Source organism: Actinomycetospora lemnae (genome assembly GCF_028737315.1).
GTDB lineage: Bacteria > Actinomycetota > Actinomycetes > Mycobacteriales > Pseudonocardiaceae > Actinomycetospora > Actinomycetospora lemnae.
This window is the reverse complement of sequence record NZ_JAQZAO010000001.1, coordinates 104,073-116,168: the sequence shown is the minus strand read 5'-3', so window position 1 is coordinate 116,168 and position 12,096 is coordinate 104,073. Positions and strand designations below refer to the sequence as shown.

General features: G+C 76.1%; 14 protein-coding genes. 6 read left to right on the top strand and 8 right to left on the bottom strand.

Annotated elements, in window-relative coordinates; all coding sequences use genetic code 11:
• Window positions 1-52 precede the first annotated feature (52 nt).
• The 3 genes from PGB27_RS00530 to PGB27_RS00520 all read right to left on the bottom strand — a co-directional run bounded on the left by PGB27_RS00530 (window position 53) and on the right by PGB27_RS00520 (window position 2,940).
• Entirely contained in the window at window positions 53-943 is an 891-nt protein-coding gene (locus tag PGB27_RS00530; protein WP_274198377.1) for a YceI family protein, read from the bottom strand.
• 27 nt (window positions 944-970) lie between these two features.
• On the bottom strand, window positions 971-1,213 hold the full coding sequence (locus tag PGB27_RS00525) for an acyl-CoA carboxylase subunit epsilon (protein WP_274198376.1): 243 nt from the start codon (window positions 1,211-1,213) through the stop codon (window positions 971-973).
• 83 nt (window positions 1,214-1,296) lie between these two features.
• The gene (locus tag PGB27_RS00520; protein WP_274198375.1) at window positions 1,297-2,940 is read right to left on the bottom strand and encodes an acyl-CoA carboxylase subunit beta; all 1,644 of its coding nucleotides are present in this window, start codon (window positions 2,938-2,940) and stop codon (window positions 1,297-1,299) included.
• Window positions 2,941-3,057: 117 nt separating this feature from the next.
• Between PGB27_RS00520 and PGB27_RS00515 the strand changes: the two genes are divergently transcribed.
• Both PGB27_RS00515 and PGB27_RS00510 read left to right on the top strand, forming a co-directional pair.
• On the top strand, window positions 3,058-3,885 hold the full coding sequence (locus PGB27_RS00515) for a biotin--[acetyl-CoA-carboxylase] ligase (RefSeq protein ID WP_274198374.1): 828 nt from the start codon (window positions 3,058-3,060) through the stop codon (window positions 3,883-3,885).
• Window positions 3,886-3,918: 33 nt separating this feature from the next.
• Window positions 3,919-4,629, top strand: coding sequence for a PH domain-containing protein (locus tag PGB27_RS00510; RefSeq protein WP_274198373.1), 711 nt, complete (start codon window positions 3,919-3,921; stop codon window positions 4,627-4,629).
• On the opposite strand, the gene PGB27_RS00505 is transcribed toward PGB27_RS00510, so the two are convergent.
• Complete coding sequence (locus PGB27_RS00505; RefSeq protein ID WP_274198372.1) at window positions 4,562-5,053, bottom strand: MaoC family dehydratase; 492 nt, start codon at window positions 5,051-5,053, stop codon at window positions 4,562-4,564. The genes PGB27_RS00510 and PGB27_RS00505 overlap by 68 nt on opposite strands.
• Window positions 5,054-5,160: 107 nt before the next feature.
• Here PGB27_RS00505 and PGB27_RS00500 point away from each other — a divergent pair, with 107 nt between their 5' ends.
• Complete coding sequence (locus PGB27_RS00500) at window positions 5,161-5,421, top strand: hypothetical protein (protein WP_274198371.1); 261 nt, start codon at window positions 5,161-5,163, stop codon at window positions 5,419-5,421.
• Here PGB27_RS00500 and hisN read toward each other — a convergent pair.
• The gene (gene hisN / locus PGB27_RS00495; RefSeq protein ID WP_274198370.1) at window positions 5,418-6,293 is read right to left on the bottom strand and encodes a histidinol-phosphatase; all 876 of its coding nucleotides are present in this window, start codon (window positions 6,291-6,293) and stop codon (window positions 5,418-5,420) included. The genes PGB27_RS00500 and hisN overlap by 4 nt on opposite strands.
• 49 nt (window positions 6,294-6,342) lie before the next feature.
• On the opposite strand from hisN, the gene PGB27_RS00490 reads away from it, so the two are divergent.
• On the top strand, window positions 6,343-7,014 hold the full coding sequence (locus PGB27_RS00490; RefSeq protein WP_274198369.1) for a response regulator transcription factor: 672 nt from the start codon (window positions 6,343-6,345) through the stop codon (window positions 7,012-7,014).
• A 9-nt stretch (window positions 7,015-7,023) separates the two neighbouring features.
• Window positions 7,024-8,304, top strand: coding sequence for an ATP-binding protein (locus PGB27_RS00485; protein WP_274198368.1), 1,281 nt, complete (start codon window positions 7,024-7,026; stop codon window positions 8,302-8,304).
• Window positions 8,305-8,316: 12 nt separating this feature from the next.
• On the opposite strand, the gene PGB27_RS00480 is transcribed toward PGB27_RS00485, so the two are convergent.
• The 3 genes from PGB27_RS00480 to PGB27_RS00470 form a co-directional block, all read right to left on the bottom strand.
• Window positions 8,317-8,574: a hypothetical protein gene (locus PGB27_RS00480; RefSeq protein ID WP_274198367.1), complete on the bottom strand. Its 258-nt coding sequence runs from the start codon at window positions 8,572-8,574 to the stop codon at window positions 8,317-8,319.
• 233 nt (window positions 8,575-8,807) lie between these two features.
• The gene (locus tag PGB27_RS00475; protein ID WP_274198366.1) at window positions 8,808-9,293 is read right to left on the bottom strand and encodes a GtrA family protein; all 486 of its coding nucleotides are present in this window, start codon (window positions 9,291-9,293) and stop codon (window positions 8,808-8,810) included.
• Window positions 9,290-10,948, bottom strand: a complete 1,659-nt coding sequence (locus tag PGB27_RS00470) for a sigma-70 family RNA polymerase sigma factor (RefSeq protein ID WP_274198365.1) — start codon at window positions 10,946-10,948, stop codon at window positions 9,290-9,292. Before PGB27_RS00470 ends, PGB27_RS00475 begins: the two co-directional genes overlap by 4 nt.
• 163 nt (window positions 10,949-11,111) lie before the next feature.
• On the opposite strand from PGB27_RS00470, the gene PGB27_RS00465 reads away from it, so the two are divergent.
• A complete protein-coding gene (locus PGB27_RS00465) occupies window positions 11,112-12,080 on the top strand; it encodes a GGDEF domain-containing protein (RefSeq protein WP_274198364.1) in 969 nt (322 codons plus the stop codon).
• Window positions 12,081-12,096 lie beyond the last annotated feature (16 nt).

Genomic DNA, 12,096 nt, shown 5'->3' with positions numbered 1-12,096 from the left:
GTGATGCAACGACGGTAGAGGTGAGAGTTGCATCACGCAAGCACGGCGGGGTTCAGAGCTGGAGGACCGCTTGGACGTCGAGGTGGATCTGGATCGTCGAGCCGACGACGGGGATGCCGCGAGCCACCATCTGCTGCCAGTTGAGCGTGAAGTGCTCCCGGTGCAGCGACGTCGTCGCCGTGGCGCCCACGCGCGTGCCGTTCCACGACTGCGTGCCGAGGTAGGTCGTGTCGAGGCGGACGTCGTTGGTGCGCCCGCGGATCGAGAGCTCGCCGTCGATGGTCCAGGCGTTGCCCGCGCGGACGCCGAACCGCGTGCTCGAGAACTGGAGCTGCGGGTAGTCGTCGACGGCCAGGAAGTCCTGCGAGCGCAGGTGGGCGTCGCGCTGAGCGTTGTGGGTCTCGATGCTGGCCGCGTCGATGACGACGTCGACGCTCGAGTCCTCCAGGTCCTCGGCGATGTGGATCGAGCCGCGGAACCGCGTGAACTGGCCGTAGACCCGCGACAGCGCGATGTGCCGCGCGACGAACCCCAGGCGGCTGTGGGCGTCGTCGATGACCCACTCGCCGGGCGACGGGCGCGTGCTGCCCTGGTCGGCGGACATCGTCAGCGCGCCGAGGGCGGCGTGCTCGCCCCGGCCGACGACGAGGTCGCGGGTCAGGGTGGAGTAGCCGCCGAGGGTCGCGCGCAGCGTGTACGAGCCGCTGGGCACGGCGGCGGTGTAGAAGCCGAAGGGGTCGGTGACCGTCTCGGTGACCACCCGCCGCAGGCCCTCGGTCTCGATCACCGCGACGGTGACCCCGGGCAACGGGCGGCCCTCGACGTTGCGCAGCTGGGCGCTGACGAGCCCGCCCGTGGGCGGGATGGGCATGAGGGCGTGGTCGGCGTCGCGGTAGCTCTCGCCACCGATCGGCGTGCGACGGCGTCGGCGCAGCAGGGCCATCAGGTCACCGGAGGGTCGGGGAAGGGGTCATCGCGGTCGGGCGGAGGCCCGCCAGCCGCCCGGTCCGGGGTGGACCGGGCCGCGCACGAGGTCGACGTGGCGCGCCCAGCCCGACGTCGGTGTCGGGTCGGGGGTCTCGTCGGGAGCACCGCCGCCGGTGGCGGCGAGCACGGCGGTCAGCGCGGCGATCTCGGCGGCGTCCGGCTCCCCGCGCACGATGCGCAGGAGCGGGCGGGCCGGGGCCTCCTGGTCGTCCGGTGCGTCGCTCACCGCCGCACCTCCTCGTTCGCTGCGCTCACCGCCGCGCCTCCTCGTTCGCTGCGCTCACCGCCGCACCTCCTCGTTCGCTGCGCTCACAGGGGCACGTTCCCGTGCTTGCGCGGCGGCAGCGTCTCGCGCTTGGTCTCGAGCATCCGCAGCGCCCGGGCGACGTAGCCGCGGGTGTGCGACGGCGGGACGACGGCGTCGACGTAGCCCCGCTCGGCGGCCACGTACGGGTTGGCGAGGGTGTCCTCGTACTCCTGCTGCAGCTCCGCGCGCCGGGCCTCGACGTCGCCGCCGGCGTCCTCGACCTTCTTGAGCTCCTTGCGGTAGAGGATGCTCACGGCACCGGACGCCCCGGTGACGGCGATCTGCGCGGTGGGCCACGCGATGTTGACGTCGGCCCCGAGGTGCTTGGAGCCCATGACGTCGTAGGCGCCGCCGTAGGCCTTGCGGCAGATGACCGTGACGAGCGGGACCGTCGCCTCGGCGTACGCGTAGATCAGCTTCGCGCCGCGGCGGATGATGCCGTTGTACTCCTGGTCGGTGCCCGGCAGGAATCCCGGCACGTCGACGAAGGTCAGCACCGGGATGTTGAAGGTGTCGCACGTGCGCACGAACCGCGCGGCCTTCTCGCTGGCCCCGATGTCGAGGCAGCCGGCGAGCTGGGTGGGCTGGTTGGCGACGATGCCCACCGGCCGGCCCTCGACCCGGCCGTAGCCGGTGACGATGTTGGCCGCGTACAGCGCCTGGATCTCCAGGAAGTCGCCGTCGTCGACGACCCTCGTGATCGCCTCGCGGATGTCGTACGGCTGGTTGGGCGAGTCGGGCACGAGGGTGTCGAGCTCGAGGTCGGTCTCGCCGATGCCGTCGGGCACCGACCCGCTCTCCTCCTCGCCCGGAATGCGCGGCGGGTCGGTGAGGTTGTTCGACGGCAGGTAGCCCAGCAGCTCCTGGACGAACGAGATCGCGTCGTCCTCGTCGGAGGCCAGGTAGTGGGCGTTGCCGGACGTGGCGTTGTGGGTGCGGGCGCCGCCGAGCTCCTCGAAGCCGACGTCCTCGCCCGTGACCGTCTTGATGACGTCCGGGCCCGTGATGAACATGAACGACGTCTCGTCGACCATGACCGTGAAGTCGGTGAGCGCGGGGGAGTACACCGCGCCGCCGGCCGCCGGGCCCATGACCAGCGAGATCTGCGGGACGACGCCCGAGGCGTGCACGTTGCGCCGGAAGATCTCGCCGTAGAGGCCGAGGGCGACGACGCCCTCCTGGATGCGCGCGCCGCCGCCGTCGTTGATGCCGACGACCGGGCACCCGATCTTCATGGCCACGTCCATGACCTTGACGATCTTCTCGCCGTAGACCTCGCCGAGCGCGCCGCCGAAGACCGTGGCGTCCTGGGAGAAGACGCACACCGGGCGGCCGTCCACGGTGCCCTGCCCGGTGACGACCCCGTCGCCGTACGGGCGGTTGGCGTCGAGGCCGAAGTTGGTGGAGCGGTGGCGCGCCATCGCGTCGAACTCGAGGAACGAGCCCTCGTCGAGCAGCAGGTCGATGCGCTCGCGGGCGGTCTTGCGGCCCTTGGCGTGCTGGCGCTCGACGGCGCGCTCGCTGCCGGCGTGGACCACGTCCTCCTGGCGCCGGTACCAGTCGGCGAGCTTGCCCGCCGACGTGTGGACGTCGGGCTCCCCGGCAGCGTCGTCAGGCTGCGGCAACGGCTCCGTCGCGGCGGTCATGATGGTCCAGCTCCGCTCCGCTTGGTGTCCGTCATGGAGCGGCACTGTAGCGACCGCCCCCGACACGGCCGGGGGACGCGGGCGAGAGGGTGATCAGCGGCACTACGGTGCGCGGTCGTGGCCGCTCCCCTGGACGAAGAGTCGCTGCGTCGCGCGCTGGGTCCGCCGTCGGGGCCGTGGGCGGTGCTGGACGTCGTGACCAGCACCGGCTCCACCAACGCCGACCTCCTCGCGCGCGTGGCCGGCCCCGACGCCGCGCCCGACCGGACCGTCCTCGTCGCCGAGCACCAGGACGCGGGCCGGGGACGCCGCGAGCGGGTCTGGGAGGACCGCGCGGGGGAGGGCCTGACGTTCTCGGTGCTCCTGCGTCCGCGCGAGGTGGCACCCGAGCGCTGGGGGTGGGCGCCGCTGCTGGCCGGGCTGGCGCTGGTCGAGGCGGTGGGCGCGCTGACCGGCGGCGCCGTCCCCGCCGCGCTGAAGTGGCCCAACGACCTGCTGCTGGGCGACGGCGCGAAGGGCGCCGGGGTGCTGGCCGAGGTCGGCGCGGTCACCGGTGACGAGCGCGCGCTCGTCGTCGGGATCGGCCTCAACGTCGCGACCCCGCTGGCCGACCTGCCCGCGGGCGCGACGTCCCTCGCCGCCGAGGGCGCCGAGCTCGAGCGGGGCGACGTGCTGGTCGCGGTGCTGCGCGCGCTGGCCGACCTCGACGGGCGGTGGCGCGACGCGCACGGGGACGCGGTCGCCGCCGGGATCGTCGACGACTACCGCGCGCACTGCGCCACGTTGGGCCGCGAGGTGACGGTGACGCTGCCCGGCGACCGGGTGCTCGCCGGCCGCGCCGTCGACGTCGACCGGGACGGGCGGCTCGCCGTGCGTGCCCCGGACGGGGACACCACCGTCGTGTCGGCGGGCGACGTCGTCCACGTGCGGCCCGCCGCTCGCTAGCCTCGCCGGAGGGTCCCGGGAGGGGGTGCGGGCGTGGCCTACCCCGACGGCGTGCTGCGCCGCGGCGAGCACGTGCTCGCCCACCGGCGCCCGCACTGGCGCATGCTCGTCGTGCCCGCGCTGGTCCCGCCGGCCGCGGTGTTCCTCGCGGCCCTGCTCGCCGGCCTCGCCGACGGCATCCCGTCCGGCTCCACGCGCACCGCGGTCCGCCTCGCGCTGGTGCTGCTCGCGGTGGTCGCGATCGCCTGGCTCGCCGTGCTGCCGCTCGTGCGCTGGCGCTGCACGCACCTCGTCGTCACCGACCGGCGCCTGCTCGTGCGCGAGGGCGTGCTCGCCCGCGAGAGCGTGGAGGTCGCCGGCCCGACGATCACCGAGGTGCGCACGCGCAGCACCGGGTCGGAGCGGGTGCTGGGCGCGGGCACGCTCGTCGTCGCGACCGCGGGCACCGACGAGCCGTGGGAGTTCGCGGGGCTGGGCGACGTCGAGCGCCTGGCGTCGCTGGTCGAGACCATGGCCGAGGACCGGGGCGGGCTCGACCGGGCGGTCGTCCCGCGGGCGGCCGACGAGTGGGGCGGGTGGGACGAGGAGGAGCTCGAGGAGCCCCTCGACGAGGAGGACCCGGACGAGGCCGACGAGATCGACGAGGCCGACGAGACCGACGAGACCGATGAGCCGGTCAGGGGCTGGCGGGGTCGCCGGGCGCGGCGGCGGGAGCGCCGTCGCGCCGCCCGAACATCCCGGTGAAACGCCCGCGGTAGACCGGGGTGCCGTCGTCGCGGGTGAGCGTGCCCAGCAGGGTGACGAGGCCCAGGTGGGGACGGCTCGCCGACACCCGCGCGGCGAGCACCTCCATCGCGGCGTCGAGCCGGTCGCCCGGGAACACCGGTGCCGGCCAGGAGATCTCGTCCCCGCCGGGTGAGCCCAGCGACGCCGCGCGCGTGAGCAGCCCGTCGACGTAGCAGCGCATCCACAGCGACGCGGTGAACCACCCCGACGCGCACAGCCCGCCGAACAGCGACTCCCGGGCGGCCTCCTCGTCGACGTGGAAGGGCTGGGGGTCGAAGCGGCGGTTGAAGGCGAGCATCTCGTCGCGGTCGACGACCACCGAGCCGAGCGCGATGCGCCGACCGGCGGGCAGATCCTCGAAGCAGACCTCGGGGGCGGTCACGGCGGTGATCGTGCCACCGGTGATCCGCCTCCGGCGCGACAGCTCCCGCTCGGCACGGTGCCGCCTCGCGGGGGAACCGCCCGGTGTGCGGCTGCGTCGAACCCGGTGTGCGAGCCGGTGAGCTGGCGGGCTGGCTGGCCGCGGCCGGGGTGGCCGGGGCGGCGGTCAGCGTGGACGCCGAGGTCGAGCGGGCGTGGTGCGTGCGCCGCGTGCCGGGGGCGGACGGGACCGAGGACGGGAGCTGGGAGGTGTTCTGGTGCGAGCGTGGTGGGCGGTTCGAGTGGACGCGGTTCGACGACGAGTCGGCCGCGTGCTTCTCGCTGTTCGGGCGGCTGGTGTGGGCGCGGCTCGCGGGGTCGACCGGCTAGCGGCGGACGATCTCCAGGGCCGCGTCGTGCAGGAGGCCGTTGGTCGTCAGCGAGTCGCCCCCGTCGGGGCGCGCGACGCCGGCCAGGTCGGTGAGGCGGCCGCCGGCCTCCTCGACGAGCACCTGCGCGGCCGCGAGGTCCCAGGTGTTGGCGGCCGGCTCCACGGCGACGTCGAGCACGCCCTCGGCGACGAGGCAGTGGTGCCAGAAGTCGCCGAACGCGCGGGTCTCCCAGCACGCCCGGGTCAGCGCGAGCCACTGCTCCTGCCGGTCGATCGTGCGCCAGTACTCGAGGTCGGTGGTGGAGGCGTAGGCGTCCTCGAGCGTCCCGATCGCCGACACCGCGAGCGGCGCCGCGTCGACGCCGCGGGCGGGGTCGCTGGTGTGGGCGCCCCGCCCCGCCGCGGCCCACCAGCGCCGGCCCAGCGCGGGCGCGCTGACGGCGCCGACGACGGGACGGCCGTCCTGCACGAGCGCAATGAGGGTCGCCCACACCGGGATGCCGCGGGAGAAGTTCTTGGTGCCGTCGATCGGGTCGATCACCCACACCCGCCCGGCGCCGAGGTCGCCGCCGCGCTCCTCGCCGAGCACGTCGTCGTCGGGGCGGTGGGTGGCGAGCACGGCGCGCAGGCGGTCCTCGCAGGCGGTGTCCGCGTCGGTCACCGGGGTGCGGTCGGGCTTGCGCTCCACGCGCAGGTCCACGGCGCGGAAGCGGGGCAGGGTCACCGCGTCGGCGGCGTCCGCGAGCGACAGGGCGAGGGCGAGGTCGGCGTCCAGGTCGGTGTCGAGGTCGGCGTCGAGGGCGGGGTCGGCGGCGGGGTCATCGGCGGGGTCATCGGCGGGATCGAGGTCGGCGGACCCGGCGGAGCTCATGGCGGGCGATCGTGCCAGGGCTCTCCCTCCCCGGGGCTACTGTGGCGCGGTGACCACCGTGCTGCTCGTCGAGGACGACGCGGCGATCGCCGGACCCCTCTCCCGGGCGCTGCAGCGCGAGGGCTACGAGGTCGACGTCGTCGGCGACGGTCAGGCCGCGCTCCACCGCGCGGGCGCCGCCGGACCCGACCTCATGGTGCTGGACCTGGGCCTGCCGGGGATGGACGGGCTCGAGGTCTGCCGGCGGGTGCGCGCCGACCAGCCCGACCTGCCCGTGCTCATGCTCACCGCGCGCACCGACGAGGTCGACTTCGTCGTCGGCCTGGACGCCGGTGCGGACGACTACGTGGGCAAGCCCTTCCGGCTCGCCGAGCTCCTGGCCCGGGTGCGGGCGCTCTTGCGGCGCCGGGCGCCCGAGGTGCTCGACGCCGGCGGGGTGCGGCTGGAGCCGTCGGCGCGGCGGGTCACGGTCGACGGGGTCGAGGTCGGCCTGGCCAACAAGGAGTTCGAGCTGCTCCGGGTGCTCATGGCCCACGCCGGGCAGGTGGTGTCCCGGGAGGAGATCCTCCGCGAGGTCTGGAACGACCCCGAGATGAAGACCTCCAAGACCCTGGACATGCACATGTCCTGGCTGCGCCGCAAGCTCGCCGACGAGGGCGGCGGGGTCGGCGGCAAGCGCATCAGCACGGTGCGCGGGGTCGGGTTCCGCTTCAACACCTAGGGCCCGCCCGTGCGCCGCCGGATCCTCGTCTCGACGCTCATCGTCGTCACCATCACGGTGGCGGTGCTGGGCGGGCCGCTGGCGCTCACCACGTGGCGGCTGGTCGAGGACTTCACGCGCGCCGACATCAACTCGCGGCTGCGGCAGGTCGTGGCGACGCTCGACTCGCAGGTCTCGGCAGAGCGAGCGGTGGACCTCAGCGCGGTCGGGATCGCGGTGCCGCCGGGCGGGTCGCTGGTGGTCCGCACGCCGCGGGGCACGAGCACGCTGGGCGAGCTGGCCCCGGGGCCGACGGTCAGCGAGACCCTGCCGTTCGGGCTGTCGGGGTCGGCGGTGCTCTCGGAGCCGATCACCGAGATGCGGGCGCGCCAGCTGCAGGCGACGGCGCTGGTGCTCGCGGCGGTGCTGCTGTCGGTGGCCGTGGGTGCGGTGGTGGCGACGCTGACCGCCCGGCGGCTGGCCGATCCGCTGCAGCAGGTGGCCGGCCGCGCCGCGCGCCTCGGCGCCGGCGACTTCCGGCCCGCGCCGCACCGCCACGGCATCCCGGAGCTCGACCGGGTGTCCGACGTCCTCGACTCCTCGGCCGCCGCGCTCGCCGACCTGCTCCAGCGGGAGCGCGAGCTCGTCGGCGACGTGTCCCACCAGCTCCGCAGCCGCCTCACGGCCCTGCAGCTGCGCCTCGACGAGCTCGCGGCCCACCCCGACGAGCAGGTCTCGGCGGAGGGCGCGGCGGCGCTGGAGCAGGCCGAGCGGCTCGCCGAGGTGCTCGACGAGCTCCTGGCCTCGGCGCGCGCGGCCCGCGCGGCGGGGGCGGCGCCGCTGGAGGTGGCGGGCGAGCTGGAGGCCGTCGCGGACGAGTGGCGCGACCCGCTGCGCGCCGAGGGCCGCACGATCCGCGTGCGCACGCCCGAGGGCCTCGTCGCGCGCGCGACGTCGGGGCGGCTGCGCGAGGCGCTCGGGGTGCTCGTCGACAACGCCCTGCGCCACGGGCGGGGCACGGTCACGCTCTCGGCGCGCCTGTCGGACAACGACACGATCGTCGTCGAGGTCGGCGACCACGGCGACGGCGTGCCGCCCGAGCTCGCCCCGCACGTGTTCGACCGCGGGGTGTCCGGGGCCGCGTCGACCGGCTTCGGGCTGGCCCTGGCCCGCGCCCTCGTCGAGGCCGACGGCGGGCGCCTCGAGCTCGCCCGCACCCGGCCCGCGACGTTCGCGGTGTTCCTGCCCGTGCCCCGCACCGACCGGACCGTCGCCGCCCCGCGACCGCTGCCGACGACGGGACCGCGCTGAGCCGGGCCCGGCTCAGCGGGGACGGTGGTGGCGGACCAGCGCGACGGTGACCTCGGTGAGGTCCTCGGCGTCGAGCTCCCGGCGACGGCCGTGGGCCTCCTCGCGGGCCCGCGGCGCCGGATACGGTCCGTAGGTGTCGGCGGCACCGGTGACGGGGTCGAGGACCAGGACCATCAGTCCGTCGCACTGCTCGAGCCCGTCGGCGTCGAGCAGGGGATCGGCGGTGACGTCCCGGCCGGCGGTGCGATGCGGGCACGGGAGCTTCGGCACAGCTGGTCCTCCTCCGCGTCCTTCGAGGCCCGGCCCGCCTGAGCCCTCCCCGGCCGAGCGGTACCGAAGGTATCAAGAACCTTGGAAACCCCTGCGCGTTCGGGCGACGACCGGCTCCGCCTCGGAGACCGGCGGTCGTCGATCTCGGCATGCGGTGGCCGCGACGACATCGGTCGGCGGAGGGTCGTACCCCGATCGGGGCCCCGGCTCGGTCACGTCGAGCGTTCGCTCGGCTACCGCAGCGGGCCGACCTCGTCGGGGAACACCCACCGCCGGAACGCCCACCAGCGGAACACCATCGCGAGGAGCGTCCCGACCACCTGGGCGCTGACCAGGTCGGCGACGTGCTCGGTCAGCGACGAGACGGCGGGCGTGGCGAGGTCGAGCACGTAGCGCGAGATCCCGAGCGGTGCGGCGTTGATCGTCAGCGCGACGCCGGAGACGGCGAAGTACAGCAGCGCCTCGTGGGGCCGCCCGCGCCCGCCGCGGGTGCGGAACGACCACTCGCGGTTGAGGACGTAGCCCACGATCGTCGCGACCAGCACCGCCACGACCTTCGCCGTGACGGGCTTGGGCTCGAGCACCGTGGACTTGGCGGTGACGAACACGGCCGTGTCGACCACGAAGGTGATCGCGCCGACGGTGGCGAACTTGACCAGCTCGCCGTGCCGGTCGACGAGCCGCGCGGCCCGGCCCGGCACGTCGCGCAGCCCCGTCACCGGGCGGAGTGTAGTGAGGCCTCCCGGGTCGCGGTGCCGGTCCGGCAGATCACGCCCGTCCCGCCGAGCACGGGCAGCCGGGCCGTGACGAGGCAGTCCAGGTCAGCGGGTCGGGCGCGGGCGGCGGTGGTGCGGGCGGCGGGCGCCGGGTGCTCGGCGCGTCGACCGTCGACGGTCGCGCGGGTCGTGTCGCGACGGGCGGCGGCGGTCGCGTGCGCCTCGGCGGCCGCCGCACGTGCGGACCGGCTCGCGCGGTCCGGCGCGGTGGGGCGGTCGGCGTCACCGCCGCCGTCACCGCCGCCGCCGCCGTCACCGCCGTCGCCGGTCAGGCCCGGGATCGCGAGCACGGCCTCCGGCGAGGGTGCGCGGGCCGGGCCTCGCTCCGTCCCCGGGGTCGGCCCCGCGCCACCGCCCGGCGCGCCCGAGCTCGGCGACGCGTCCGGTACCGGCACGCCCGGCGGCAGGGCCTCCGGGACGTCGGGCACCACCACCCCCGGCGGCAGGACCTCCGGCACCCCCGGCGGCACCACCCCCGGCGGCACGATCACCGGCGCCGGGCGGGCCGCGACCGGCGGGGCCGGTTCGAGGGCGTCGCCCAGCACGACGGCCGCGAGGCCGACCGCCCCGGCGAGGCCGATCACGCCGGCCGTGCGCACGCGCACGGTCGGGACCGGCCGGACGGCGCCCGTGATCCCGGTCAGCGCCCCGAGCAGCCCGAGCGCGCCGCCTCCGGCGACGGCCAGCTCCCCGGTGCTGGCGGGGAAGGCCAACGGGCCGGTCGAGCCCCGCGAGGCCAGGTAGCCCAGCACCCCCGCCCCGAGCACGAGCGGCGCCACCACCGCGCGCAACATCCCGGCGTTGACGTCGCGCAGCTCGTCGGCGAGAGCGCGGCACTCGGAGCACTCGGCGAGGTGCGCCTCGACCCGCTCCGCCTCCCGGCGCGCGAGGCCGCCGCGGGTGTAGGCGCCGAGCTTCTCGCCGGTCTCGCGGTGCCGGCGGTCCCAGCGTCCGGACCCGCTGTCGAGGTGCTCCTGGAGGTAGGCCTGGCGCAGGCCCTCCCGCGCGCGGTAGCCGAGCGCGGACACGGCGTTGGCCGACAGCCCGAACAAGGGCGCGATGTCGGCGGGCGTGTCGCCCTCGACCTCGAGGTGCCAGAGCACCGCCTGCCAGCGCTCGGGCAGCGTCGCGAACGCGCGCGCGGCCATCGTCCGCTCGAGGCCGGCCAGCGCGGGGTCGGTGAACGGGACGATCGTGCGGTCGGGGTCGACGCCCTGGACGTCGGTGAGGTCGTCGGTGAGGTCGACGCGGCGTTCGGCGCGGCTGCGGTCGTAGGCGAGGTGGCGCACCGAGGTCAGCAGGTACGCCCGGAACGCCTCGGTGGGGCCGCGCCCGGCGCGCAGCACCTCGAGCATCCTCGTGAAGGCGCCGGCGACGAGGTCGTCGGCGTCCGCGGGGGAGCGGGCGAGCTGGCGGGCCAGCACCCGGGCGGCGAGCTGGTGGCGCGCGTAGAGGGTGGCGAAGGCGGCGGTCGAGTCGCGGTCCGCGCCCCGTCCGCGCAGCAGCGCGATCAGCTCGGCGTCGCTGCGGGCGTCGCCGGCCCCGGCGTCGCCCGGGACGCCCTCCGCACCGCTGCCGGCTCCGTCGTCGGCGGACATGACCCCACCTCCCCCCTCACCCGTCCGGTCGAGTGTGAGGGGGTCTGTACGGCCGAAGAGGTGACCGTCACCGTCATGGGCGACGGTCCCGCGCGTCTCCTGTCCGGAGGTCGGGACGAGACCCGGCCAGACGAGGACGGTGGAGGTCGGCCGCGGGATGGACGTGAGCAGCATCGAGGGGTCGCGCGCCGCCGGCGCGACCGACGTCGTCGACGCCGCGCTCGCGGGCGCCGCACCCCGGCCGGGCCGGGCCGCCCTGCTGCGCGAGCGGTGGTTCGCGTGCAGCTGCGCCCTCGGCTGGGCCGCGGCGGCGGAGTGGCCGGACCCGACGGTCGAGGCCGTCTGCGCGGTCGTCACCGCGCGCCACGAGGGCCGGGCCGCCCGGGACCTCGCGGTCGAGCGGGTCCTCGCACGGTGGGCGGGCGCCCGCGCGGGGGCGGGCATCGGCCTCGCCGAGACCCTGACCGACCTCGCCGCCCTGAGCACCGCGGTGTCGGGCGCCGGGACGGAGGAGCCCGGGGACGGCGCCGACGCCGAGCACGAGCACCACACCCCGGTCCGCGGACCCGACGGCGTGCGCCTGCTGCGCGCGGTCTCGGTCGCGTGGACCGACGTGGCCTGCGGCGACATCGCCGAGACCGCGGCCGTCGACCCCCTCTCCGGCCTCGCGAGCGTCCGCTACCTGCGCACGCGCCTCACTGAGGTCTACCGCGCCGCCCGCGCCCACGGCCGTGCCGCCGGTGACGACCACGCGCTGGTCGTGCTCGCCCTCGACGTCCGCGACTGGCGCCGCGTCGCGCCGCTCACGATCGCCGGCGAGGCGGCGGGCGTGGTGTTCGACGCCGGCGAGTCGATCGCGGTCGTCGGCCGCGGCACCGTCGTCGTCCTCGCCCCGCGCGAGGGCCTCCCCGAGCGCACCGCGGTGCTGCGCCGCCTGCTGACCCGGCGGCTGGCGGCCGCCGAGGGGCTCGTCGGGACGCCGACGGTGCGGATCGCGCGCCTGCCCGCCACCCACGACGGCGCCTGCGCGCTGCTCGCCCGGCTGCGCGACGCCGAGCCGGAGCCGCAGCACGAGCCCCACCACGAGCCCCACCACGAGCCCCACCACGAGCCGGAGCCACATCACACCTGACCAGCATCGACGGGTC

Bases quoted from the DNA above. Each gene is read 5' to 3' on its own strand.
- PGB27_RS00530 (WP_274198377.1), bottom strand. From the start codon at position 943: ATGGCCCTGCTGCGCCGACGCCGTCGCACGCCGATCGGTGGCGAGAGC.
- PGB27_RS00520 (WP_274198375.1), bottom strand. From the start codon at position 2,940: ATGACCGCCGCGACGGAGCCGTTGCCGCAGCCTGACGACGCTGCCGGG.
- hisN (WP_274198370.1), bottom strand. From the start codon at position 6,293: ATGAGCTCCGCCGGGTCCGCCGACCTCGATCCCGCCGATGACCCCGCC.
- PGB27_RS00470 (WP_274198365.1), bottom strand. From the start codon at position 10,948: ATGTCCGCCGACGACGGAGCCGGCAGCGGTGCGGAGGGCGTCCCGGGC.